This is a genomic window from Aurantibacter aestuarii (assembly GCF_003008425.1).
GTDB classification, from domain to species: Bacteria; Bacteroidota; Bacteroidia; order Flavobacteriales; family Flavobacteriaceae; genus Aurantibacter; species Aurantibacter aestuarii.
The window spans coordinates 62,089-85,608 of record NZ_PXOQ01000007.1 but is presented as its reverse complement, the minus strand read 5'-3'; the positions used below and the strand labels follow the sequence as shown (position 1 = coordinate 85,608).

The following is a 23,520-nucleotide window of genomic DNA, read 5'->3' as shown; positions in this document are numbered from 1 at the left end:
GTATATATTATGACCAGCCAGATCCGATTAGTAATTATAGACGACAATTCATTTTTAATAAAAGCCATAGAGGAGAAATTGTCTTTTTTTGATGACCTTTTAGTTAAATATACAGCTAATAATGGCGAAAATCTTTTAAAAAAATTGGATGCAGATAAACATGTAGATGTTTTGCTAATGGATATAGATATGCCTAAAATGAATGGTATTGAAGCAACAAGGCAGGTAAAGATAAAATATCCACAGCTTAAAATAATTATGTTAACGGTTTTCGATAATGATGAAAACATTTTTAACGCTATTAAAGCTGGTGCAGATGGTTATTTGTTAAAGGAAGTAAACCCTTCAGATTTGTACAACGGTATTATTGAAACTTTAAATGGTGGAGCTGCCATGAATCCTTCAATTGCATTAAAAACACTTAAACTATTAAGAAATCCAGTAGATTTTTCTTCAAACGAAAAAAAAGAAGATATCAATTTAACAACTCGTGAGATTGACGTACTAGAGCAATTGGCAAAAGGTCTAAGTTATACTGTAATATCCGAAAATCTCTTCATATCACCTTCTACAGTAAGAAAACATATTGAAAATATTTATAAAAAGCTTCAAGTACATAATAAGCTTGAAGCGGTGGAAAAAGCTAAAAATAATAACATAATTTAAACAGTCTTTAAAATTCCGTTTTCGTAATTTTAAATTATGAAAAACATAGTTTTAGGAATTTTAGTCACTTTAGTAGTTGTATTTGCATATAAAGCATGCACAAACTCTAATAATGAAGAAACTATTATAGCAGAAAACTCTGCATTAATACAAGAGCAATTAAAAAACGTAGGAAAATTAGTGGTGACTGAAGGACATTTTAGTCAGGTGTACAACTATAAAAATTCTAAGAGAGTTTTTGGTAATTTAATTGATACCGAAAAAAAAGCGTTAGTAGTTGTTAACGCAGATGTTACTGTGGCTTACGATTTAAGTAAAATTACTTACGATATAGATGAGGTTAATAAAACGGTCACTTTAACTTATATACCACAAGAGGAAGTTAAAATTAATCCAGATTTTGAGTATTACGACGTACAAGCCGATTATTTAAATCCGTTTAAAGCGGCAGATTATAATAAAATTAAAGTCGAAGCAAAAAAAGCCATTACCGAAAAAATCAATAATTCCGATTTAAGAAAAAACGCTCAAAATCGGTTAATTAGTGAGCTTTCTAAATTTTATATTCTTACCAATTCTTTGGGCTGGACGCTAATTTATAACCAAACACCAATAGATTCCAGAGAAACTCTAGAGCAATTAGAACCTATAAAATTATAAGTTGCGTTGTAGTTTAGCCCATCCGCCACCATTGGTAGCTTTTATATTGTGTAAATTGAGAAATTTTGCAGCTTTTGCACTCCTTACACCACTTTCGCAACATACAATGTAAGGTTTGTTTGCAGCTTTTAACTCTTCTACATGATGTTGCAACTGGTCTATAGGAATATGCTTCGAGCCTTTAATATGATTATTTTGATATTCTCTATCTGTGCGTACATCTAGAATTATAGCATCATTATCTAAAAAACGTTGCACTTCTCTTTTCTTTGCTCCAAAAATAAAACTTAATAAACCCATAATTTACAATTTGTATAAAGCTACTATAAAGTAGTTAAAAACCTTATATTTACAGATAAATTTAAGACTATTTTATCAATCTATGGAAGGAGCATACATTAATTTATCTATCGAAAATTTTATAGGAACTATTACATTTAGTAATCCAAAACATAATGCCTTGCCAAGTCATCTTTTAAAAGAACTTGCCCAAACTATATTGGATGCAGGAGCAAATGATGAGGTTAAAGTTATCGTTTTAAAAAGTGCAGGAGATCGCACTTTCTGTGCGGGTGCCAGTTTTAATGAACTTATAACAATTAACGACATGCAAACTGGAAAAGCTTTTTTCTCTGGTTTTGCAAATGTAATTAATGCTATGCGAACCTGTGGAAAGTTGGTTATAGGACGTATTCAAGGAAAAACTGTAGGTGGTGGTGTAGGTCTAGCTGCTGCTTGCGATTATACATTGGCTACAAAACATGCAGCAATTAAATTAAGTGAGTTAAGTATTGGTATAGGGCCGTTTGTAATAGAACCCGCTGTAACTAAGAAAATGGGACAAACAGCAATGTCTGAAATGACCATAAATGCAGAACAGTTTTATGATGCGCAGTATGCAAAAAATAATCAGCTGTATGCTAATGTTTTTGAAACTATTGAGGAATTAGACGAAGCTGTTATAAATCTGGCTAATAAATTAGCATCTTATAATCCAGAAGCTTTACTTGAAATGAAAAAAGTACTTTGGAAACCCTATTCTAATTGGGATAATTTATTAATAGAACGTGCAGAAATTAGTGGTAAGCTTGTACTAAGTGAGTTTACTAAACATAAATTAGCAAGTTTTGCAGAATAAAAAAATCCACCTTTTTTAGGTGGATTTTTTATTAAGCTGTTTTTAGTTGCTGGTCTGCAATTTGTATCCCATCATCTATTAAATGCCCAATTTCAGGACGGTTTAATTTAATGTCATGTAGGTAATTTAAGCATTTTGTAGCTAGTTCTCTATGGTTTGTGGCAATAGCTACTTCATAAAGCTCTACAGTTAATAACCAGTCTTTTGGAAACGCTTCTTGTAAGCGTTCTAAAATTTTATTTCTAGAAATGGTTCTATTAGTTCCTAGTCTATAATCTCTTACTTGCTGGTAAAGTAACTCTAACTCTAATAATTGAGGTGTTTTTTTAGTCTTTATAGTTGTGCTACTAACTTCATGGGTTATTAAATCAAAACTATTTAAATCTGCAGGTCCAGAGAATCCAGAAATAACCGCTTTTCCAACCGCCATATCATATTGTCCCCATTCTGGTTTAAATAATATGGTATCGTTATGTGTTACTGTACAATTTTTAAAACTAATAAGCAGTATTTTTCCTTGTAGGTTTCTTGTGCCAGTAATAATTTCGCCTTTAACAGTAACGCCGCCTTCAAACTCTAGAGTAACCACTTCATTTTCATAAATATCGTAAGCTCTTAAGTCTCTTGGGCTCATATCTTCAATAGCAATGTTTATACCTTTAAGTTTGCCAACAGGAGACCCAAAGCCTTCAGGATGATTTAGTACACCATGACCAACCAATTCCTTATCTCGGTAAGATAATGCGGTTTGTCCTTTGGTTTGTATATATGCAACTTTATCTTCATGTGCTATAACCTCTGTAAATACTCCAGAAATCTGTAAGCCTGTAGATAATTCTATAGTTCCCAAAGCTTTAGATTCTATTAGCTTGTTTACAGCAGTTAAGCTCCCTTTTCTAAGAGCCATAGTATTTGCAAAATCTTCCAGTACATTACTTAAAAAAGCAAAGTCTGGAGTAACAAACAGCTGAGGTTGTGGTTTGGTAATGTCAAAATCTTGGAATGCGGCATCTAAAGAATAGGGTAGTTTCTTAACCTTATCAGTCATACACCATTTACTTTCTCCAATAGAGCTTAATAATCCGGCACCATAAATTTTAGGGTTCTCAACAGTTCCAATTAATCCATATTCTACGGTCCACCAGTGTAAATTACGTATTAATGCCATTTCACTTGGTTCTCCCATGTTTTTCTGTAAATCTTCTACTTTTTTTTCAGCTAAAAGAATCTCATTTTCCGGAGTACCTTCAGCTTCTTTAATAATGGAAAGATGTCTTACAGCTTCATAAAGTTCATAGTCTTTAGCCGAAGATATTGCCTTGCAGCCAATTTCACCAAATCGTCTTAAGTATTCTGCATATTCAGGATTTGCAATAATAGGAGCATGTCCTGCACCTTCATGAATAATATCTGGTGCTGGAGTATATTCAATATGTTCTAGCTGTCTAATATCACTTGCTATAACCAATACATTATAAGCCTGAAATTCCATAAATGCATTTGGAGGAATAAAACCATCTACAGCTACTGCAGCCCAGCCAATATCTTGAAGGATACGGTTCATTCCATACATGTTAGGGATATCGTCTATAAGAATACCAGTTTGTTTTAAACCATCTAAATACGATTTGTGTGCAACCTTACTTAAGTAACTTACATTTTTTCGCATAGCATAACGCCATACAGCCTGATTAATAGCAGAATAATCTTTGTAATTTTGTGGCTTTATAAATTGCCTTAAATGTTTTGGTAATCGATCTAATATAGGGTTTGACTCTAAATCTTTAAGGTCCATGATATTGAATTTTAGCGTCTTGTAAATGTAGTAAATAAGGTTTACTCTTAAAAATTACTACATCACTTTTAAAGAGGTTAGATCACAAATATTATGTTAATATTTTGCTATTTAGTTTGTTAAACGATTTAAATCTTTAATTTTAAGCAACTAATCAAATTATAATATTATGAAAAAAGTATTTTTAAGTCTAGTAGCTTTGGCTCTAGTTACGGTTTCTTTTACATCATGTAGAGAAGAAGAAAAAACTGAAAAAGAAGAGTTAATTGAAGAAATGCAAGACGCTGGTGCTGAAGTTAAAACTAAAGTTGATGACGGCGATGTTAAAATAAAAATGGAAACCGAAGATAAAGAGGTTAAAATTAAAGAAGACGCAGACGGAGACGTTAAAATAAAAGTAGATAATGATAATTAATCATTATTAAAAAGTAAAAGGCGACCTATTGGTCGCCTTTTTTTATAGTTTAATTTTCTCATCGAAGGAGTCATTATACTCTTCTAATAAATACAAATTAGATTTAAGTAATTCCTTTGTTTTTACTAATAAACTGAAATATAAAGTCGTATTCTTTGGACTAGATTCTTCGTTTCTTGTTCTTTCAATCTGTTTATTAATTTTTTCTTTTACAATAGTTTGATTGCTTTTCGTGCTAACTAGTAATTGGTCTATATCAGCAAATTTCTTTTCAGCAAAAACAATTTTTGTGTCCTCAAATAATTGATTAAGATTTTTATTAATTTCTTGAAGTTCTTTAATTTGAGAAAACTTAAGTTTTTTGTGGTTGTTATTAATGTGTTTGTGACTAATTTTGGTGATATATTCTAAAGACTGAGTCATATCTTGTAAATGTCCCAAGATATTGATGTAGAAATTACTTGCACCTACACTAGAGTCGTCAAGATTTTTGATAAAGAAAAAGATATTATCTCTTAGATCTTCTACTTCATTGGTAAGCTTATTAACTTGTTTTTTATTTTTCTTTAAAATAGATAAATCTTGTTTAGCAAGACCTTCAACCATATTATTATAGATATTACTAGATCTATGAAGCACATTTACAATATGGTCCGAACTTTCTAAAATAACTCCTTGAACCGATTGGTTTTCAATTTTTTCTTTTTTGGCAACCTCATTTAAACTCTTTTGTTTTTTACTGTGAGAGATGTAATTTCTAACAATAATAATTGCTGTTATAACCAGTAAAATAGGCAACATTACATTAAGGTTTAGGTTTAATAACCAGGCTACTATACCCGCAGCCACAAAAGCAATAATAGCGGTAAAAAACCAACCAGCTATTACATTTAAAACACCTGCAACTCTATAAACCGCGCTTTCGCTTCCCCAAGCTCTATCGGCTAAAGAGGTACCCATAGCAACCATAAATGTCACATAAGTAGTAGATAAAGGAAGTTTCATTGATGTAGCTAGAGAAATTAATACTGCAGCAACCATTAAATTAACCGCAGCTCTAACTAAGTCGAAAGCGGGTTCATCCTTAGATTTTTTATTAGTTAAAGCAACTTTGGTAAATTGTTTTTCAATCCTATTGTTCAAAGTCTCGGGTAAGATTTTATTTGCAGCATTAGAACTAAAAATGGCTAATCTAACAAAATGGCGTGATAGAAAATTTGGCTGGAAACGTTCCTTAGTTTCTGACTGGCTCGATAAATCTAAAGAAGTTTTTACGACATCTTTAGCTTTACTAGAAAACCAAAGAGTTGCCACCATTATAATTCCTGCAATTAAAAGAAGTAATTCTGGTGTATCAACTTTTCCAGAAAGAAAACTCATGTTAAGTGCATCAGGACTTAATCCAGATGCTTGCCAAAATTCATAAGATTTTAAAGCCGTAATAGGAACTCCGATAAAGTTTACAAGGTCATTACCTGCAAAAGCCAAAGCTAAGGCAAATGTACCAACTAAAATGATGATTTTATACGTGTTCCATTTAAAAAGCTTAACGAACAAAACAGATAAAATAGTTGATACTACAAAGCTAACTGCTATGATAGTTAATGTATTTTCCGCTAAATACTTACTCAGCTCTAGACCATTTGTAAAACTAAAGGTTTGACTAGAATATGGAGTTCCTTTAATCCCTTTTATAAAAATAAAATAAGTTAAGGCAGTTAAGGCCAATCCTCCAAAAATAGCTTCGTATGCCAGTGGTTTGTTTTCAAAGTTAAAGGACAACAGGACTCTTGTTACCCATTGAATTATAGCACCGATAGTAAAGGCAATAACGACCGAGAGTAGAATTCCTAATATAATTTCAGTCGCGGTTTCTGTATTGATATAAGTAATAAGGTCAGAAAAACCACCTTCATCATTATATATTTTTACTGCAGCTATGGCTACTGCAGCTCCTAAAAGTTCAAATACTATAGATACGGTTGTAGAGGTTGGCATACCTACAGAATTAAAAAAGTCTAATAGAAGTATATCTGTAATCATAACCGCCATAAAAATAATCATGATCTCATTAAACATAAACTCTTCTGGATGAAAAATCCCCTTACGGGCTACTTCCATTAAGCCGCTTGAAAATATAGCTCCTAAAGCAACACCAAAACTGGCAACAATCATTATGGTTTTAAAGGATACCGCTTTTGAACCTATGGCAGAATTTAAAAAATTTACTGCGTCATTACTTACTCCAACAATTAAATCTGCTATAGCTAATACCGCTAAAGCAATGATCATTATTAAATATATGTTATCCATAAACATTGAAAAATTTCAGGAACAAATTTCACGTTTTAAATTTGTTGCAATGTTAAGAAAAGGTTATGATATTTTTTTAACATGAAGTTTTTATACTTCTAAATACTTTTTAGGTAGGATTATAACTATAAATTCACTTTTAAATGTTAAAAATAAATATATAAATCTCTGTAAATCAAATATATATAGTTCTAATGTTAACTTAATGTTACCAAATAGTTTCAAAATTGTAAAAAATGATATATATTTGTAAAGTAATTATTAATTAAAACCTATTTGTTATGAAAAATTTAATCGTATTAGTTCTTTTATTGGTTGGAACAAGTGTATTCGCACAAAATGAAAGAACATTAAAATTTAATGAGGATACCAATCTTATTGAAGCTACTTATTACAATGAAAATGGTAATATAGTGCAAACAGGTTTTTATACTAAAGAAGGAAAATTACAAGGCGACTGGATTAGCTATGACAATGAAGGAAACAAAAAAGTTTCTGCACAGTATAACAATGGTGAAAAAACTGGGAAATGGTTTTACTGGTCTAAAGACACTTTAAATGAGGTAGATTACAGTAACAATACTGTAGCTAATGTTAATACTTGGATTACAAAAAACAGTATTGCAGATAGAGAATTACCATAATATATTTAGGTTAAACATAAAAAAAAGCCACGCAAATTGCGTGGCTTTTTTTTTATGCAATTATATTATTACTGTGCGGTCCAACCTGCTCCCCAAGTTGCATAGTCTGTTCCAGTTCCGTTTCCTTCACCTGTATAAAAATCAGCGTCAGTAAATACAGATCCAGTATCATTTTTCACTTTTACTAATACATCTGTAAAAGTAACATCAGTAACTTGTAATTCATCGTTTACTACATTAACTCCTGTTTGTGAGTCGTCTAAATCAAATCCTTCACCGTAACCAGTAATACTTACGTTTGTAAAAGATCCTTTAGTTCCTACTCTTAAACGTACTGCTTCAGGAGAGTTAGTAGAACCTTCACCTACAATTGTTAAGTTAACAATAGTTGGGTTAGATAAGAAACCACCTAAGTTTCCAACATCATTGTTTAAACCATCACCTTCGATAGCTTTATCATCTGATGCTCTGTTTTTGATATATACATCTGTTAAAGTTCCTGTAAATCCTTCAGTCCAATCTACAGAATCGTCTTGAGAATTGATTGAAGATACGAAACTAGCGTTTACAGTTCCTCCAAAAAATTCAATACCATCATCTTTACCTTCGTAAGCTTGAATATGATCTACGTTAGTTCCATTTCCTACACCGTAAAAAGAAAATCCATTATTTTCTGAAGCACTAGAAGCAGCACCACCAGAATACTCTACTCTTACATAAGATAAAGATCCTGAATTGTCACCAGCATCTGGTCCACCGTAAGGTAAGTTACCAATTTCAGAAGTTGCTGTAGCAGTTCCACTTGCAGAGTTAATAGGTGCTTTACCTAAAATAATTAATCCACCCCAATCTCCAGCTGCAGGAACTGCTGCATTAGAAGTTAATACAATTGGACAAGTAGCCGATCCGTTTGCTATAATTTTTGCACCTTGAGCAATAGCGATGTAAACTTGTGCCCCATTAGCGTTAGCTCTAATAGTCATACATTCTGGAATAGTTAAAGTTGTTCCAGAGGTCATAACTAATGGTCCTCCAAGTGTATAGTTAATTGATGGATCTAAAGTTAAATCTGTAAAGTAATTTCCTTGAAGCGTAACGTTTTGATTACCGTTTCCGTTTCCGTTACCATTGTTGTTATTTGTTACACTGTTATCATTAATTACAATATCAGATGTATCGTCTGTAGTACAAGAGAACATTGAAACTGCCAATGCAAGTCCTAAGATAAGTTGTTTTTTCATTTTCGTTTTAGTTTAATTTATGTAATATTTAGTTGTTAAAATTTATATTTTAATTGTAAGCTAAGGTTAATACCTCTTTGGTAATCTGTTACACTTTCTCCGTTGGCAGAGGTTACTAATACATCACCTAAAGGTGTGTTTTCTCTAACGTATCTAATTTTAGGGTTTAATAGGTTTTTAGCACTAAAGTTAATTTCGAAATTGCTTTTTATTTTATTTTTTAATACAAAGTCTAAGGTTGATACACTTTGTTCAACAATATTCCCTAAAGTACCCGATCCTAATGCATCAATACGGTCTGAGAAGTATGAAAATACTAGTCCTGCTGTAGGTTTGTAGTTTTCAAATTGAGGAGTAAAACTTAAATCTGCATTAATAAGAAGTGGAGATGCTCCTTGTAACTCGTCTGTATCTCTATCAAAATTAAAAGATGAAATACTACCAGGAATTTGAGCATATAAATCTTGCTCTGTTTTCATGTAGGTAATATTTGCTCCAGCAGTTAAAATAGAATCATCGTTCTCGTTAGATAAGATATTTTTTCTTGCTTCAAGCTCAATCCCATAAATGGTAGCTTTATCTCCTGTTCTAGCAAATCGCTGTGTTCCTGTAGCATCATTTGCTACAACAAGGTTGATTGGGTCATTAATAACTTTGTTAAACACAGAAACCGAGAATAATTCACTTCTACTAAAAAACCATTCATATTTAAGATCTAAGTTTAATATTTTAGAAAAGCCTATCACATCTGGGTTACCACCAATACTAGTGGTAACATCTTCATATACAAAAGGAGCAACCTCTTTAAACTCTGGAGTAGATACTGTTTTACTTCCAGAAAAACGAAGGTTCATATCGTCGGTTAAACTATATTTAATATTTAAACTTGGTAAGAAAAAGGTTTCTTTAGACTCAACAGCACCTAAAGCACCAGTACCTAATGTAGTTACGTTGTAGTTTACCATTTGTGAGAAAGACTCAACTCTCGCACCAGGTACAAATAACCATTTATCACTAGGTTTAATTTGCGCATCAAGGTATCCTGCATATATATCTAATACTCCAGAATATGTGTTTTCTGGTAATCCTGGACGGTTTGTCGTAGAAAGAGTAGGGTAGTTATTTAATACTTTTATTTGATATAAAGGATTATTAGCTGGGTTGTTTGTTAAATCTACATTGCTTAGATTAAAGACAGCATTTAGATTAGACACATCTTCAATGTCATAATTATTATCTAAGATGTCAAAACCATATCTAATGTTGTCAAAGTTTCTTTTTTTGGTTCTTCCATTATAACCAATATTAAATTTAACTTTCTCTGAAGCTTCGATAGCTAAATTTATGCGTCCGTTATACTCGTCGTCTTCAATATTTTGGAAGTAACGTTGGTTGTCAAAAGGAACATTACTATAAAACGCAGGAAATGTTGTTGGGTCCGAGTCTAAAGCCAACTGGTAATTTTCAATTGAAAAACGCTTTCTGTCTGGTTGTCTAGAGAATACTTTATTATAACCAAATCCCCAGTCTATTTCTAATTTACCAGATTTATGATTACCTAAAATTTGATTTACATAAATTTTAGTTTGGTCAAATTGTGTGTTTTGTTGATAAAATCCTATATCGTCATTAACATTAGATTGAGAATCTCTATTAAAACCATTTCCATCAATACCAAAATAACCTACTTCGTCTGAAGAATTATTAATGAAGATAGAATTGAATTGTAGTTTGTTATCGCTATTTATTTTATAGGTTAAATTACCCATTGCGGTAGTGGTTGTAGAATATTCAAATTCTTCAGACTCGTCAAAACGTTTCTTTATGATAGTTGAAAAATCTACAGCCTTACCTTTTCTGTACTCATAACTGTTTTCAAAAGAAGCTGTCCCAAAGAAACTTAATTTAGAGTCATTTTTAAACGTATAACTCGTGCCTCCAGAAACACCGTAGTTTAAATTAATAGGTGTATTTACGCTAACAGGGTCTACGCCATGAGATAAAATAACAGCAAATGGATTATGATCATACCTTCCGTAGTAACCAAAATACCCAGTACCTTCACTTCTTACAAAGTTTTTATCAATAGCATTGGTGTTAAAACCAGAACCAGAAAAAGCTTCAATGTAAGATTTCCCTGTATGTTCTTTAGATGAAATATCTACGTTACCAGCTGCAAAATCTCCATAAAATTGAGATGCATAGGCTTTACTAATTGATACGTTTTGAATGATGTCTGAAGAGAATAAATTTAAATCAATATTCTTTTTATTTACATCGTTAGATGGTAAAGACAAACCGTTTAATGTGGTATTTAAATAACGATCTCCTAAACCTCTTACATAAACATTACTTGAACCTTCTTGTTTAGATACGCCAGATATTTTAGCAACAGCACCAGCAGCATCGCTAACTCCTTTACGAGATAATTCGTCAGCTCCAATACTTTGTTTTATCTCTACTGCTTTTTTCTGCTCTAAAAGTAAAGCTGTTTCACTTTCTCTAGAAACAGTGGTTTGTATTAATACTTCGTCTAAAGAAGCAGAACTCGTTCCCATTGGGATGTTAATTTCTGTTACTTTGTTTGCTACAACAGTAGCGGTAATAACTTGTGTTTCATAGCCAACAAAGCTAAACTCTATATCATAACTTCCTGGTTCTAAATTTTCTAATGCAAAAAGACCATCTATGTCAGACGATGTTCCTTTTGTGGTGCCTTTAATTAAAACGTTCGCAAACGGAAGTGGTTCGTCGTTAAAATCTTTATCTGTAATTTTACCTACTATAGAACCTGTGTCTTGTCCAAATACTACTGCTGTAAGCAATAGAGCAAAGAAAAGTGTAAGTTGTTTCATTAATTTGTGTTTGTTTTTCGGTGCAAATTAACGATGGTTAAGTGGTTTTTAAGTTAAGTGTAGGCTAAGTGTTTATTAATTAATTGTTAGCTTATCGAGTATTGAGTTTACAATTACTTAACATTAGGTCAAAAAAAAGAGCAGCTAAAAAAGCTGCTCTTAATTATGTATGAAATTGGTAATTATTTAATTACCAATTTCTTTGTGATAGAATTGTTATTCTGAGTGATATTTAAAATATAAACACCAGCTTTTAAAGTCGAAACATTAAGCGTGTTATTAGAAACCTTAGTCTCTAAAACTTTTTTCCCTAAAACATCAAATACATTAACAGACATTGGGTTGTTGCTTGCCGATTTAATAGTTACAGTTCCGTTACTAACTGGATTTGGATAAACGCTAAAGTCTGCATTAGATATAAAGTTATCTGTAGATAATGTGCTTGGAGTTACATCTGCCCAAGTAGTACCTAACCTTAACTCATCAAAAATTAACGCAGGAGTAGTTCCTGGGTTATCTTGTCTAAGTAAAAATTGAGAAATAGTATTGCCAGTTGATCCAGACATAGTGTTAATATCTGATGCTGGCTCAGTTCCTCCTAATGTAGGATTTACCCATAATTCTACTGTGTCTGCATCTAAGTCATAGTTAAATACAACAAATACAGTGTCTCCTACATTTAATACAGCAGGAGCAATTTGACTTGGGTCTAAATTACCACTACTTACACCTAGTGAATAAGTAGTTGCAGTCAATGGTGAAATATAAACTCTACCTATATATGATCCTGAATCATTTCTTAGAATTGCAAAATAACCATCAGAAGGTGTTGCGTCAAAAGTATCTACTCTTAACATAAATGAAGAATAAATTTTACCTGCACTTGTTGGTGTAAAATCAACTAATGGATCTGATCCTGAACCATCAAAAGAAGCAGCATTTCCAAATCCGTTTAAAGTAGAATATGATAAGTTATCAGTTGAAATAATTACATCATCACCTGAGAAATAGTTAGTCCAAGCTGGTTGATTAGCTAGTAATTCTCCATCTGTATAATTAAAACTATCTGTAAATGGTAATAATTGAACCTGAGAAATAGTAAATGATACTGTAGATGTTACTGCAGGAGATAGGGATGCACCAGCATTATCCACTAATTCCATATCTACTGTATGTGTTCCGAAAGATAATCCCGTAAACACAATATCAGTGGTGTCAAATTTACTAATATTAGCAGCGCCATCTAAGCTGTAAGTGATATAACCATCACCATTACTTGGAGAATCTACATTAAAATTTTGTACACTAAAAGCTACATTTACATCCTGAGAATATACAATAGCTCCATCTGTTGGAGACGTTATTGCTAAACTTGGAGTCGCTTGAGCAGTAACTCTAAAATTGTCAATATACATAACTGAAGAACCTGAAAATCCGGTTTGATCGTAAAACCTTAATCCAAAATCTACTCCTCCAGTTGTTGTGGCAGTATATACATAATTTATTGTTTGCCATGAGCCAACAATATTTTGGTCGGAGTATCCTTGATAGTTACCAGCAAAAAGCCTAGCTGCAGCAAAACTGTCTGTATGGTAAACATCTACTGAAACATCATAAACTGTCCCAGCTACAACAGGTACACTTTGTCTAAAGTCCGTGTTACCTTGTGTTGCAGTTGTTACATCTACTCGCATTGAAGAGGTTCCATCATTAACTGTAGTCATATCTTGTGTTAACGTAGTGCCTGCCTCAAAAGTCCAATTATCTGGATTAGTGGTTTGAGACCAAGTCTCAAAACTTCCATTAACAACTTGCCCGAAAGACACGAAAGATGTTAACATTAATAATAATAAGTAAATTTTTTTCATAATTGTAATATTTTGATTTTATGCAAATCTATAAGATTAATCCGTTCCTTAAAAGTTTTTAAGAATACTATAACGCATCTTTACAATAAGATAACATTGGTTGAGGAATAAACACTTTTAAGTGTTTATTTTTAGTGATAAAGTGAGTGCAACCGAATAATCCATGTTATGAAATTGTTATTAGAAGTCGCATTCTATTAACATAAAACATTTAACTTTATATTTGTAATGTATAAATGTACATATGGAAACAAAAGATATAAAAATCTTATTAGTAGATGACGAACCAGATATTTTAGAGATTGTTGGTTATAATTTGTCGCAAGAAGGTTATCAGGTAATTAAAGCAGATAATGGCAAAGATGGTCTAAAAAAAGCAAAAAAGCATAAGCCACACTTAATTATCTTAGATGTAATGATGCCAGAAATGGATGGAGTAGAAACTTGTGAAGCTATTAGAAAGCAGCCAGAGTTATCTAACTCTATTATTACATTTCTAACCGCTCGTAGCGAAGATTATTCGCAGGTTGCAGGTTTTGAAGCAGGAGCAGACGATTATATCACGAAACCAATAAAACCTAAAGTGTTAGTAAGCAAGGTTAAAGCACTTCTAAGACGACTAAGTACTGACAGTGTTTCTAATACTGAAGTTTTAAAACTAGGAAACTTGGTTATTAACAGAGATGAATACAAAATATATTTAAACAAGCAAGAAATTGTTTTACCTCGTAAAGAATTTGAATTACTTGCTCTATTAACATCTCAACCAGGAAAAGTATTTAAACGGGAAGATATCTTGGATAAAGTTTGGGGTAATGAGGTCGTTGTAGGTGGCAGAACTATAGATGTGCATATTAGAAAATTAAGAGAGAAGATAGGGGATAAAAGCTTTAAAACCGTGAAAGGTGTCGGTTATAAGTTTGTAGAATAATGTGATGCAGTTTAAAAAAACATACAAATTTGCATTTTATACTTCGCTGTTTATAGCGCTTTTAACAACTTTTGTTCTGGGCATCTTTTTATATATCCAAAATCTCTGGTCTTGGTATGTTCTTGCTTTTTTTGTTATCATTTTTTGGCTTTCTTTTTTTGTTATACAGCATCGGGTTCAAAATTTTATTTACAAAAGAGTAAATAAGATTTACGAAGACTTAACTCTGTTGGAGTCTGCAGAATTTACAGACAAAAAAGTAACTACAGATATGGCAACGCTTACTCAGGAAATAGATAAGTATGCCAGAGATAAAAAGTTTGAAATTGAATCCTTAAAAATTAGAGAGAGCTACCGCAAAGAATTTATGGGTAATGTGTCTCACGAATTAAAAACACCTCTTTTTACGGTTCAGGGTTATGTAGAAACCCTTTTGGATGGTGCAATGAGCGATAAGAAAATTACAAAGAAATATCTAGAACGTGCCAGTAAAGGTGTAGAACGATTAATCTATATTGTTAACGATTTAGATATGCTTACCAAACTAGAAGTAGGAAATCTTGTATTAAATAAAGAAGTGTTTAATATAATAGATTTGGTGCAAAATGTTTTCGATTTACTTGAAATGAAAGCAGCAAAGCGAAAAATCACCTTAACTTTTGATAAAGTATATCAAGAACCTATTTATGTTTTTGCCGATAAAGAGCGTATCCAGCAAGCGCTTACCAATCTTATTGTGAATTCGATTAAGTATGGAAGAGAAAAAGGAACGACCGAAGTTACCATAGAAAAGCTTTTAAAAAATAAATTTATTGTTCGTGTAACCGATAATGGTGAAGGTATTGAAAAAACAAATTTAAAACGTGTTTTTGAGAGGTTCTATAGAGTCGATAAAAGTGGTTCCCGTAAAGAAGGTGGTTCTGGACTCGGATTGTCTATCGTAAAACATATTATTGAAGCTCACAATGAGCGTATTTATGTAGAAAGTGAACATAATGTAGGTAGTGAGTTTTCTTTCACCTTATCTAAACCTGTAGAATAAATTAGAGTCTAATTTTTCAGTAAAATCTAAATCTGTAAAACCGCTAAAATTTTTAAGCTCATTTAATTTTACCAAACTAAAATTCTTTTGAGGACAATAGGGTGCAATTCCAGAGTTCTGAAGATGTTCAGCTAAATATTCCTGTTCAAATTGTCCTGGCGTAGGTATAAAAAACACCTTTTTTTTAAGTTTAGCCAAATCCATAATACTGGTATATCCCGAACGGCAAATAATAAGCTCAGATTCATTTAAAAACTTTTGTAAATCTTCAGAATTTAAAAAATTATAAATCGTCAGATTTGCATCAATAATTTTGGTCTGTTCTTGTTCAATAATACCTTTAACCAATACTATTTTTTTCGGACTCTTTTTTAACTCTTCAATAAGTTTATCGGCTAATAGACTTCGTTGTGGCTCGGGACCAGATAGAACTACTAAAATATCGGTTTTAATCTCACGAGTTTCAATAAAAAATCTGCTTAAAGCACCTATAAATTTAATAGGTATAGGTTGTTTTTTAGTTGAATGATGACTAAGTTTCCCGCTTAAATTAGGAGTGGTTTCAAAATCAGGAACCCAGCATTCATTAAATTTTTTTATAAATAACTCATGGAGTTTAGACGATAGAAATGTGGTATTACCACTTAGAACATTTAGTTGGTGTGTTATAAAAATAGATGGAATATGCTTGCTGTAAACACCTAGACGATTATCCGATAGGATACCATCAATCTTAAACTCTGTAATTATTTGTTGTGTTGCCTTATGCTCTGCTTGTATTGCCCGATAAATTTTAGGAAGCTGCTTTATTAAATGACTTTTAAAGCTTTTTTTTTGAGTCGAGTAGCTAACATTGTAACCTGGTAAAGCGACAGAGTCTAAAAATGGAAATTCTTTTTGCAGGAGCATTAACGCTTCATGGTCACTTGCCAATACCACATCAAAATTGTTTTCTATTAAGGCTTTAATAATAGGTATACAACGACAAGCGTGACCAATTCCCCAATTAAGAGGTGCTACTAGAATTCTTTTTTTCATCCTTAACAAATATAAAGCTATTCGCTATAAATATATTTTATTAACTTTAGTAAAACTTAATGTGATGTTTAATTTAGTGTTAATAAAAATTTTTACTTTTGACGCGTAAATAGAACGATAGTGGGAAGTAAAAATAAATTAAAACGATTTAACGAAAATAAGACCTTTAAAAACGTATTTGAACCAAAGCGCGAAGCATTGGTAGATGCTGTTTATGAAATGAAAGGAGCTTGGAACGAAAAATTTTTTAAAAACAATAACCCTATAGTTCTGGAGTTAGGTTGTGGTAAAGGTGAATATTCGGTCGCTTTAGCCCAAAAATATCCTAATAAAAACTTTATAGGAATAGATATTAAAGGTGCTCGTTTTTGGCGTGGTGCTAAAACCGCTTTGGAGGAAAACCTAACCAATGTGGCTTTCATTCGTACACAAATAGAGCTGGTTGATTTAGTGTTTGCTGAAAATGAAATTAGTGAAATCTGGATTACTTTTCCAGATCCACAGATTAAATATAAACGTACAAAACATCGTATGACAAATAGCGAATTTTTAAAACGCTATAAAAAGATATTACAACCAGAAGGTACGGTTAACCTAAAAACCGATAGTGAGTTTATGCATGGTTATACATTAGGTTTATTGCATGGTGAAGGACATGAGATCATTCATGCAAATAATAATGTATATAAGCAGGATGGTTCTCCGGAAGATGTAACTAGTATACAAACCTTTTACGAAAATCAATATTTAGAAATTAATAAGCCCATTACCTATATCAAGTTTAAAATTAAATAGTATTGGATATTACAATTACTTTTTTTTTAAGTTTATTAATCGCTATGCTTGGCGTTATTCCGCCAGGTCTGTTAAATATGACGGCTGCAAAAATAAGCTTAAAAGAAGGACACGTTAGAGGACTTATGTTTTCTTTAGGGGTTTGCACAATTGTAGGCGTACAAACCTATATTGCTGTGTTGTTTGCCAGATACCTTGTCAAGCACCCAGAAATCGTCAACATATTAGAGCGGGTTGCTTTTGTTATTTTCGTTCTAATTACTATTTACTTTCTAGTTTTAGCAAAAAAAACCTCTTCAAAACCTAAAAAGGAGCGCGAACCACGAAGTAAAAACAGTCGTTTTTTCTTCGGCATGTTACTGTCTTCCTTAAATATGTTTCCTATACCTTACCAAGCCTACATGAGTATTTCTTTAGCTTCCGTAGGGTTTTTAGTGTTTGATAATGTAGGAATGTTAACTTATGTTACAGGTTCTGTCATGGGGACTTTTGTAATGCTTTATGTGTATGTATTTTTCTTTGAAAAAATTAAGAGTCAGCGCTTAAAATCTCAAAAAAACATGAGCCGCATTATAGGTATTGTCACTGGGATAATTGCTTTAATTACTCTAGTAGGTATTATTAGAGATTTTTACTAATATGAAACCAGAAACGCTACATTTTTACGATAAGGTTTACGAAGTCGTTAGGCAAATTCCTTATGGTAAAGTGACTAGTTATGGTGCCATAGCTAATGTGTTAGGAGCTAAGCGAAGTGCGAGATTGGTAGGTTATGCTATGAATAACGCTCACGATAAAAACGTACCTGCACATCGTGTGGTAAACAGAAACGGGCTACTTACTGGTAAACATCATTTTCAAGGTACTCATTTAATGCAGCAGCTTTTAGAAAGTGAAGGGGTAATAGTCAAAAACGACCAAATTCAAAATTTTGAATCTGTTTTTTGGGATCCTATGAAGGACTTTTAATCTTCATCAAGAAACCCATAAATTTCTTAATTACAACTACTTTCCAATTCAAGCTTTAAACCTTATATTTGTGCTTAGAATAAATCTAAATTAAAATTGCAAAGTCATTTTTAAATGAAAATCACAAAAGAAGCTATATTAAAGGCATTGGCAACTATAACAGTTCCAGGCGAAGGGCAAAACATGGTAGAGAGCGGCGCGGTTAAAAACGTTGTTACATTTGCAGATGAAGTTATTGTAGATATTACCATTACCAATCCAGCAATGCAAGCCCGAAAAAAAACCGAAACTGAAATAACAAACGTTATCAAGTCAGAGGTAGAGCCTAATGCGCAAGTTAAAGTAAATATAAAGGTAGAAGCACCTGTACAACAAACAAACGAGATCAAAGGTAAAGCGATTCCTGGAATTCAAAATATTGTTGCAGTTGCTTCTGGAAAAGGAGGCGTAGGTAAATCTACCGTAACCGCCAATTTAGCTGTGAGCTTATCTAAAATGGGCTTTAAAGTTGGTGTTTTAGATGCCGATATTTATGGGCCATCTATGCCAATAATGTTCGATGTAGAGCTGGAGCGACCAATATCCGTTACAGTAGATGGAAAATCTAAAATGAAACCCGTAGAAAATTATGGGGTTAAGATTTTATCTATTGGCTTTTTTACCAAACCGGACCAGGCAGTTGTTTGGCGTGGACCTATGGCAGCAAAAGCATTAAACCAAATGATTTTTGATGCCGCTTGGGGAGAATTAGATTTCTTATTAATCGATTTACCACCAGGAACAGGAGATATTCATTTAAGTATTATGCAGTCTTTACCAATTACAGGTGCAGTTGTGGTAAGTACGCCGCAAAATGTGGCTCTGGCAGATGCCAAAAAAGGAGTTGCTATGTTCCAACAAGAAAGCATAAATGTTCCGGTATTAGGAATTATAGAGAATATGGCTTACTTCACACCAGAAGAACTGCCAGATAATAAATATTATATTTTTGGAAAGCAAGGTGCTAAAAACCTGGCTCAAGATTTACAAGTGCCACTTTTAGGCGAAATTCCATTAGTACAAAGCATCCGCGAAGCAGGAGACTACGGTCGTCCGGCAGCTATGCAAACAGGGACACCTCTGGAAGCGGCTTTTGAAAAGCTAACTCAAAACGTTGTACAGGAAGTGGTTAACCGAAATGAAAACTTGCCAGAAACTGAAGCTATAAAAATTACAACTATGGCGGGTTGTTCAGCCGTAAAAAAATAAAACATGACAGCAGAAGAAACAAAAACAAATGTTGAAAATGCGCTCGAGGAAATTCGCCCATTTTTACAAAGCGATGGAGGCGATATTTTACTCATATCTATCGAGGATACTACTGTAAAAGTACAGTTGCAAGGCGCATGTGTAGGCTGTAGTGTTAACCAAATGACGCTTAAGTCTGGTGTGGAAATGACCATAAAAAAGCACGCACCACATATAAAAGAAGTCATTAACGTCGCTTAGTATTTGGGCGTTACCTTTCAGGTCGCGTTATCCGTTATTAGTTTTGGCTCAAAGCGTACGCTCGCCAAAAGCTAACCACTACTACCGCTAACGCAGGAATTTTTTTTTTAATATAAATACAGGCATACACCATAGTTTTGCCTACAACAAAATTTATGATAAAAACCGATATATTAATAATTGGAGCAGGACCAACAGGATTATTTACTGTTTTTGAAGCAGGATTATTAAAATTAAAATGTCATTTAATAGACGCATTGCCACAACCAGGCGGACAATGTTCAGAAATTTACCCTAAAAAACCAATATATGATATTCCGGCTTATCCGGAAATTCTTGCAGGCGACTTAACGCACAAGTTAATGGAGCAATGTAAGCAGTTTGAACCTGGATTTACCTTAGGAGAACGCGCAGAAACTATAGATAAGCAAGAGGATGGGACTTTCATTGTAACTACAAATAAAGGGACCAAACATCATGCACCTGTGGTTGCTATTGCAGGTGGATTAGGAAGTTTTGAACCTCGTAAGCCTCAAATTCATAATATCAATGAGTATGAAGATGTTGGGGTAGAGTATATCATTAAAGACCCAGAAGTGTATCGCAATAAAAAAGTGATTATTGCTGGAGGAGGAGATTCAGCTCTAGACTGGAGTATCTTTTTAAGTGATGTGGCTAAAAGTGTTACTTTAGTGCATAGACGTAATGAGTTTAGAGGACATTTAGATTCTGTAGAAAAAGTTCAGGAATTAAAAAATGCAGGAAAAATAAATTTAATTACACCAGCTGAAGTTGTTGGTCTTTTAGGTGCCGATAAAGTTACAGGTGTCGTGGTTAAAGAGTCTGATGATATTCATTTAGATAAGGAGTATGAGTTGGAATGCGATCACTTTATTCCATTATTTGGTCTGTCTCCTAAATTAGGTCCTATTGCTAACTGGGGTCTAGAAATAGAAAAAAATGCTATTAAAGTAGATAACAGTTTAGATTATCAGACTAATATCCCTGGTGTTTTTGCTATTGGAGACGTAAACACCTATCCAGGAAAGTTAAAACTTATTTTATGCGGTTTTCATGAAGCTACATTAATGTGTCAATCGGCTTACCAAATTATTAATCCAGGAAAGCGTTATGTCATGAAATACACTACAGTTTCTGGTGTAGATGGATTTGATGGCACCAGGAAAGAGGCGCCTAAAGCAGTGGTTAAAAAAATTGAGTAATAAAGTTTTAAAAAAAGTATTTATAAAACGCTTGTCCTAAAATGACAGGCGTTTTTTATGCGGTTTTATAATCTATTAAAGGTATTGGTCCTTCTAAAACGGAACGATTAATTTGCAATACACCAGTATCGTTAGTATCTATCTGCCATTTTATTAAAGAAATTTCACCTTTTTCAATTTCAATACCCGTAATACTTCTGGGATGCACACAGCTTCCATCATTAAAAAAAGCAATGTCTCCAGGCTCAGGAAATCGGGGTCTATGTGTATGACCTACAATGGTAATAAGATTATTGTTATCGGTAATCCATTTTTTAGTGCGTTTTTCTACCTTAATTAATTCTTTATAATTTTTAGCAGGACTGGTTGGGTCGGCTATTCCCATAACATTTAAGGGTTTCCATAATATCCTCACTAAAAAACGACTCCATTTCCAGAATAAAAAATTCCACCAGTCGGCTTGATGTCCATGGGTTAAAAATAATTGCTGGTTGGTATCGCAATGGTTTAATAAAATAGCTTCTTCGTATTTTAAACCCATAAACAACGGTTCGTCTTTACCCGTTCTTGCATTAAAATAGGTGTGCAAATGTTTCTTTACATATTCCGGGTCTCTGTAAACCATGTCATGATTACCCCAGATTAAATGCAAACGGTTTTCATCAAAAAATTGCTTCATTAATAAATACACATTTTTGTGTGCATTCAAAATGGAATCAAATGTTAGATTCTCCCAAAGTTCATCACCATCACCTAATTCGATATAAGTAAAATCTTCCTTGTAATAATGTTTTAATGCGTGAAAATAAATGTTTCTGTTATTGGCAAAATCATCTGCAAAACTATTGTCACCTCTATGGCAGTCGCTAAAAAATATAAATTTACTATCGTTATCAAAATCTAATACTTTTGCAGTTTTAAAAGCATGATCCAATCTTTTTTTAGAGGAAAACATAGTTTAATTTATTTTACTAAGAGTTAACGGAAGTAAACGTTTTACAAATTTAGTATAGGCTTCTTTAGAAGGATGTAAACCGTCTTTAGCTACTAATTTTGGATTTTCAAGTCCTAAACGTGTTATATCCGTAATGTTTAAAAAACTAACACCTTTTAATTTACAAACGGATGCTGCATAAGTATTATAATTATCTATTGCTTTAGAGATATTAGAATTGTTATTTATTGATTGCCCAAATGGAGTATATGCATAGTCTGGAATAGATAATACAATAACTTTATTAGAATTGTTGTTAGCCAGCTCAATAGCTTTATTAAGTAATACAGGAAACTCTTTTTTATAAATATTAAAATCCAGGTTTTGATATTCATTATTTACACCAATAAGTAAAGTTACTATATCATAATTAGGGTCTAACTTGCTGTTCGAAATGGCATTTATTAATTGGGTAGTAGTCCAACCGATTCGAGCTATAATGTTTACATTACTATTTTTAATGCCTTTATTTTCTAGCTCTGTAGACAATTGATTTGGAAAATTACAACTGTTGCAAACACTTTCTCCTATGGTGTAACTATCACCTAATGCTAAATATTTAAAGTTTTCACTGTGGATTTTATCAGCTTTCTGTTTGGTAGAATTACAGCTTAGTATTAAAGCGAAAATTACAAGAAAAAGAGAGTTAGAATACATTTATAAAACAGGTGTTCGTTGGGCAATTATGCTGGCTTCAATAGCATTCCATAAACCTAGTCTTACTTGTAAGGCATCTTGGGAAACCTGAGTGACTTCATGCCATTTCTTTTGATCTTCACCACAAAGATCTTCAATCATTTTCATTGCCATAGGTCCATGTTCGTCTTCATCTAACTCTATATGACGTTTAAAATAATAGATTAACTGGTCTAAATTGGTGTCTGGGAAATTATGTTGTAGTTTTTCCAGAATTTCAGTAAACATATTTGGAATAAGTTCTTCTCTACCAAAAGTAAATGCAGCAGCTACCTCATGTGCTTCGCCTTCTTCTACAATTTTAAAGGTGAAATTTAAAAAGTTTTTTAGCGCAGGGTTTAAAGGACTGTTGTTTATAGCAACGTTTATGTTCTTGTAGTCTTTTACAAGCTGTAAAAAGGTATCAATTTTAGTAGTTGCCGTCTCACATTCCTGCATGGCATCTAAATACATTTCAAAATGACTTTTACGTTCACCTTTAAGATTAATATCTGTTTCTTCAGCTAATACTATTTCGTTTATAAGATAACGCATTTCTGGGTTCCCAACGGGCATCCATGGTGTTGTTGTGCAGGTTAATTTTTGTTGAAGTGCTTTTAAAAGCGACATAAAGTCCCAAACAGCAAACACATGCTGTTCTAGAAATAAAGATAAATCGTAAGTAGTTTCTATAGTTCCATAAAGACTATGGTTTACTAATTGTTTTCTTAAAGGTGCTAAATTTTCTTTTACAGTTTTTATAGTCATCA

At 32.7% G+C, this 23,520-nt stretch carries 23 protein-coding genes; 13 read left to right on the top strand and 10 right to left on the bottom strand.

The annotated features are described in order from the left end of the window. Positions 1-9 precede the first annotated feature (9 nt). Entirely contained in the window at positions 10-666 is a 657-nt protein-coding gene (locus C7H52_RS01625; RefSeq protein ID WP_106462140.1) for a response regulator, read from the top strand. A gap of 36 nt (positions 667-702) precedes the next feature. Continuing rightward, positions 703-1,326, top strand: a complete 624-nt coding sequence (locus tag C7H52_RS01620) for a DUF4230 domain-containing protein (protein WP_106462139.1) — start codon at positions 703-705, stop codon at positions 1,324-1,326. Here C7H52_RS01620 and C7H52_RS01615 read toward each other — a convergent pair. After that, on the bottom strand, positions 1,321-1,626 hold the full coding sequence (locus tag C7H52_RS01615) for a rhodanese-like domain-containing protein (protein ID WP_106462138.1): 306 nt from the start codon (positions 1,624-1,626) through the stop codon (positions 1,321-1,323). The genes C7H52_RS01620 and C7H52_RS01615 overlap by 6 nt on opposite strands. Before the next feature lie 82 nt (positions 1,627-1,708). On the opposite strand from C7H52_RS01615, the gene C7H52_RS01610 reads away from it, so the two are divergent. Next, positions 1,709-2,464, top strand: coding sequence for an enoyl-CoA hydratase/isomerase family protein (locus C7H52_RS01610; RefSeq protein ID WP_106462137.1), 756 nt, complete (start codon positions 1,709-1,711; stop codon positions 2,462-2,464). A 31-nt stretch (positions 2,465-2,495) separates the two neighbouring features. On the opposite strand, the gene C7H52_RS01605 is transcribed toward C7H52_RS01610, so the two are convergent. Next, positions 2,496-4,259, bottom strand: coding sequence for an aromatic amino acid hydroxylase (locus tag C7H52_RS01605; protein WP_106462136.1), 1,764 nt, complete (start codon positions 4,257-4,259; stop codon positions 2,496-2,498). Between the two features lie 169 nt (positions 4,260-4,428). Here C7H52_RS01605 and C7H52_RS01600 point away from each other — a divergent pair, with 169 nt between their 5' ends. Beyond that, positions 4,429-4,674 (top strand): hypothetical protein, encoded by a 246-nt coding sequence (locus tag C7H52_RS01600; RefSeq protein WP_106462135.1) that lies wholly within the window; start codon positions 4,429-4,431, stop codon positions 4,672-4,674. A 42-nt stretch (positions 4,675-4,716) separates the two neighbouring features. Here the strand turns inward: C7H52_RS01600 and C7H52_RS01595 are convergent, their stop codons facing one another. Then, positions 4,717-6,987 (bottom strand): inorganic phosphate transporter, encoded by a 2,271-nt coding sequence (locus tag C7H52_RS01595; protein WP_106462134.1) that lies wholly within the window; start codon positions 6,985-6,987, stop codon positions 4,717-4,719. 281 nt (positions 6,988-7,268) lie between these two features. Between C7H52_RS01595 and C7H52_RS01590 the strand changes: the two genes are divergently transcribed. Next, positions 7,269-7,631: a toxin-antitoxin system YwqK family antitoxin gene (locus C7H52_RS01590; RefSeq protein WP_106462133.1), complete on the top strand. Its 363-nt coding sequence runs from the start codon at positions 7,269-7,271 to the stop codon at positions 7,629-7,631. Positions 7,632-7,699: 68 nt separating this feature from the next. On the opposite strand, the gene C7H52_RS01585 is transcribed toward C7H52_RS01590, so the two are convergent. From C7H52_RS01585 to C7H52_RS01575, 3 genes are all read right to left on the bottom strand, one after another. Continuing rightward, on the bottom strand, positions 7,700-8,872 hold the full coding sequence (locus tag C7H52_RS01585; RefSeq protein ID WP_106462132.1) for a multidrug transporter: 1,173 nt from the start codon (positions 8,870-8,872) through the stop codon (positions 7,700-7,702). 35 nt (positions 8,873-8,907) lie between these two features. Then, the gene (locus tag C7H52_RS01580) at positions 8,908-11,727 is read right to left on the bottom strand and encodes a TonB-dependent receptor (protein WP_106462131.1); all 2,820 of its coding nucleotides are present in this window, start codon (positions 11,725-11,727) and stop codon (positions 8,908-8,910) included. Between the two features lie 182 nt (positions 11,728-11,909). After that, positions 11,910-13,595: a T9SS type A sorting domain-containing protein gene (locus C7H52_RS01575; RefSeq protein WP_106462130.1), complete on the bottom strand. Its 1,686-nt coding sequence runs from the start codon at positions 13,593-13,595 to the stop codon at positions 11,910-11,912. 244 nt (positions 13,596-13,839) lie between these two features. Here C7H52_RS01575 and C7H52_RS01570 point away from each other — a divergent pair, with 244 nt between their 5' ends. Next, positions 13,840-14,526: a response regulator transcription factor gene (locus tag C7H52_RS01570; RefSeq protein ID WP_106462129.1), complete on the top strand. Its 687-nt coding sequence runs from the start codon at positions 13,840-13,842 to the stop codon at positions 14,524-14,526. Between the two features lie 4 nt (positions 14,527-14,530). Next, positions 14,531-15,568 (top strand): sensor histidine kinase, encoded by a 1,038-nt coding sequence (locus C7H52_RS01565; protein WP_106462128.1) that lies wholly within the window; start codon positions 14,531-14,533, stop codon positions 15,566-15,568. On the opposite strand, the gene C7H52_RS01560 is transcribed toward C7H52_RS01565, so the two are convergent. Further along, entirely contained in the window at positions 15,548-16,606 is a 1,059-nt protein-coding gene (locus tag C7H52_RS01560) for a glycosyltransferase family protein (RefSeq protein WP_106462127.1), read from the bottom strand. The genes C7H52_RS01565 and C7H52_RS01560 overlap by 21 nt on opposite strands. A gap of 120 nt (positions 16,607-16,726) precedes the next feature. Here C7H52_RS01560 and trmB point away from each other — a divergent pair, with 120 nt between their 5' ends. The 6 genes from trmB (at position 16,727) to C7H52_RS01530 (ending at position 21,081) form a co-directional block, all read left to right on the top strand. Next, positions 16,727-17,401, top strand: coding sequence for a tRNA (guanosine(46)-N7)-methyltransferase TrmB (trmB, locus tag C7H52_RS01555; RefSeq protein WP_106462126.1), 675 nt, complete (start codon positions 16,727-16,729; stop codon positions 17,399-17,401). 2 nt (positions 17,402-17,403) lie between these two features. Then, entirely contained in the window at positions 17,404-18,039 is a 636-nt protein-coding gene (locus tag C7H52_RS01550) for a LysE family transporter (RefSeq protein ID WP_181256197.1), read from the top strand. Between the two features lies 1 nt (position 18,040). Next, positions 18,041-18,370, top strand: coding sequence for an MGMT family protein (locus tag C7H52_RS01545; RefSeq protein WP_106462125.1), 330 nt, complete (start codon positions 18,041-18,043; stop codon positions 18,368-18,370). Between the two features lie 114 nt (positions 18,371-18,484). Beyond that, complete coding sequence (locus C7H52_RS01540) at positions 18,485-19,618, top strand: Mrp/NBP35 family ATP-binding protein (RefSeq protein WP_106462124.1); 1,134 nt, start codon at positions 18,485-18,487, stop codon at positions 19,616-19,618. A 3-nt stretch (positions 19,619-19,621) separates the two neighbouring features. Continuing rightward, a complete protein-coding gene (locus C7H52_RS01535; RefSeq protein ID WP_106462123.1) occupies positions 19,622-19,858 on the top strand; it encodes a NifU family protein in 237 nt (78 codons plus the stop codon). Positions 19,859-20,013: 155 nt separating this feature from the next. Next, a complete protein-coding gene (locus C7H52_RS01530) occupies positions 20,014-21,081 on the top strand; it encodes an NAD(P)/FAD-dependent oxidoreductase (protein ID WP_106462122.1) in 1,068 nt (355 codons plus the stop codon). A gap of 55 nt (positions 21,082-21,136) precedes the next feature. On the opposite strand, the gene C7H52_RS01525 is transcribed toward C7H52_RS01530, so the two are convergent. The 3 genes from C7H52_RS01525 to C7H52_RS01515 are packed head-to-tail and all read right to left on the bottom strand — an operon-like array spanning position 21,137 to position 23,518. Continuing rightward, positions 21,137-22,036, bottom strand: coding sequence for a metallophosphoesterase (locus tag C7H52_RS01525; RefSeq protein ID WP_106462121.1), 900 nt, complete (start codon positions 22,034-22,036; stop codon positions 21,137-21,139). 3 nt (positions 22,037-22,039) lie between these two features. After that, positions 22,040-22,732, bottom strand: coding sequence for an SGNH/GDSL hydrolase family protein (locus C7H52_RS01520; protein ID WP_106462120.1), 693 nt, complete (start codon positions 22,730-22,732; stop codon positions 22,040-22,042). Continuing rightward, positions 22,733-23,518, bottom strand: coding sequence for a DUF3050 domain-containing protein (locus C7H52_RS01515; protein ID WP_106462119.1), 786 nt, complete (start codon positions 23,516-23,518; stop codon positions 22,733-22,735). Positions 23,519-23,520 lie beyond the last annotated feature (2 nt).

Coding starts and splice junctions, on each gene's coding strand:
- C7H52_RS01535 (WP_106462123.1), top strand. CDS start 19,622: ATGACAGCAGAAGAAACAAAAACAAATGTTGAAAATGCGCTCGAGGAA.
- C7H52_RS01530 (WP_106462122.1), top strand. CDS start 20,014: ATGATAAAAACCGATATATTAATAATTGGAGCAGGACCAACAGGATTA.
- C7H52_RS01545 (WP_106462125.1), top strand. CDS start 18,041: ATGAAACCAGAAACGCTACATTTTTACGATAAGGTTTACGAAGTCGTT.
- C7H52_RS01615 (WP_106462138.1), bottom strand. CDS start 1,626: ATGGGTTTATTAAGTTTTATTTTTGGAGCAAAGAAAAGAGAAGTGCAA.
- C7H52_RS01595 (WP_106462134.1), bottom strand. CDS start 6,987: ATGGATAACATATATTTAATAATGATCATTGCTTTAGCGGTATTAGCT.
- C7H52_RS01590 (WP_106462133.1), top strand. CDS start 7,269: ATGAAAAATTTAATCGTATTAGTTCTTTTATTGGTTGGAACAAGTGTA.
- C7H52_RS01585 (WP_106462132.1), bottom strand. CDS start 8,872: ATGAAAAAACAACTTATCTTAGGACTTGCATTGGCAGTTTCAATGTTC.
- C7H52_RS01625 (WP_106462140.1), top strand. CDS start 10: ATGACCAGCCAGATCCGATTAGTAATTATAGACGACAATTCATTTTTA.
- C7H52_RS01515 (WP_106462119.1), bottom strand. CDS start 23,518: ATGACTATAAAAACTGTAAAAGAAAATTTAGCACCTTTAAGAAAACAA.
- C7H52_RS01610 (WP_106462137.1), top strand. CDS start 1,709: ATGGAAGGAGCATACATTAATTTATCTATCGAAAATTTTATAGGAACT.
- C7H52_RS01575 (WP_106462130.1), bottom strand. CDS start 13,595: ATGAAAAAAATTTACTTATTATTATTAATGTTAACATCTTTCGTGTCT.
- C7H52_RS01540 (WP_106462124.1), top strand. CDS start 18,485: ATGAAAATCACAAAAGAAGCTATATTAAAGGCATTGGCAACTATAACA.
- C7H52_RS01620 (WP_106462139.1), top strand. CDS start 703: ATGAAAAACATAGTTTTAGGAATTTTAGTCACTTTAGTAGTTGTATTT.
- C7H52_RS01560 (WP_106462127.1), bottom strand. CDS start 16,606: ATGAAAAAAAGAATTCTAGTAGCACCTCTTAATTGGGGAATTGGTCAC.
- C7H52_RS01520 (WP_106462120.1), bottom strand. CDS start 22,732: ATGTATTCTAACTCTCTTTTTCTTGTAATTTTCGCTTTAATACTAAGC.
- C7H52_RS01580 (WP_106462131.1), bottom strand. CDS start 11,727: ATGAAACAACTTACACTTTTCTTTGCTCTATTGCTTACAGCAGTAGTA.
- C7H52_RS01525 (WP_106462121.1), bottom strand. CDS start 22,036: ATGTTTTCCTCTAAAAAAAGATTGGATCATGCTTTTAAAACTGCAAAA.
- C7H52_RS01565 (WP_106462128.1), top strand. CDS start 14,531: ATGCAGTTTAAAAAAACATACAAATTTGCATTTTATACTTCGCTGTTT.
- C7H52_RS01600 (WP_106462135.1), top strand. CDS start 4,429: ATGAAAAAAGTATTTTTAAGTCTAGTAGCTTTGGCTCTAGTTACGGTT.
- C7H52_RS01570 (WP_106462129.1), top strand. CDS start 13,840: ATGGAAACAAAAGATATAAAAATCTTATTAGTAGATGACGAACCAGAT.
- C7H52_RS01605 (WP_106462136.1), bottom strand. CDS start 4,259: ATGGACCTTAAAGATTTAGAGTCAAACCCTATATTAGATCGATTACCA.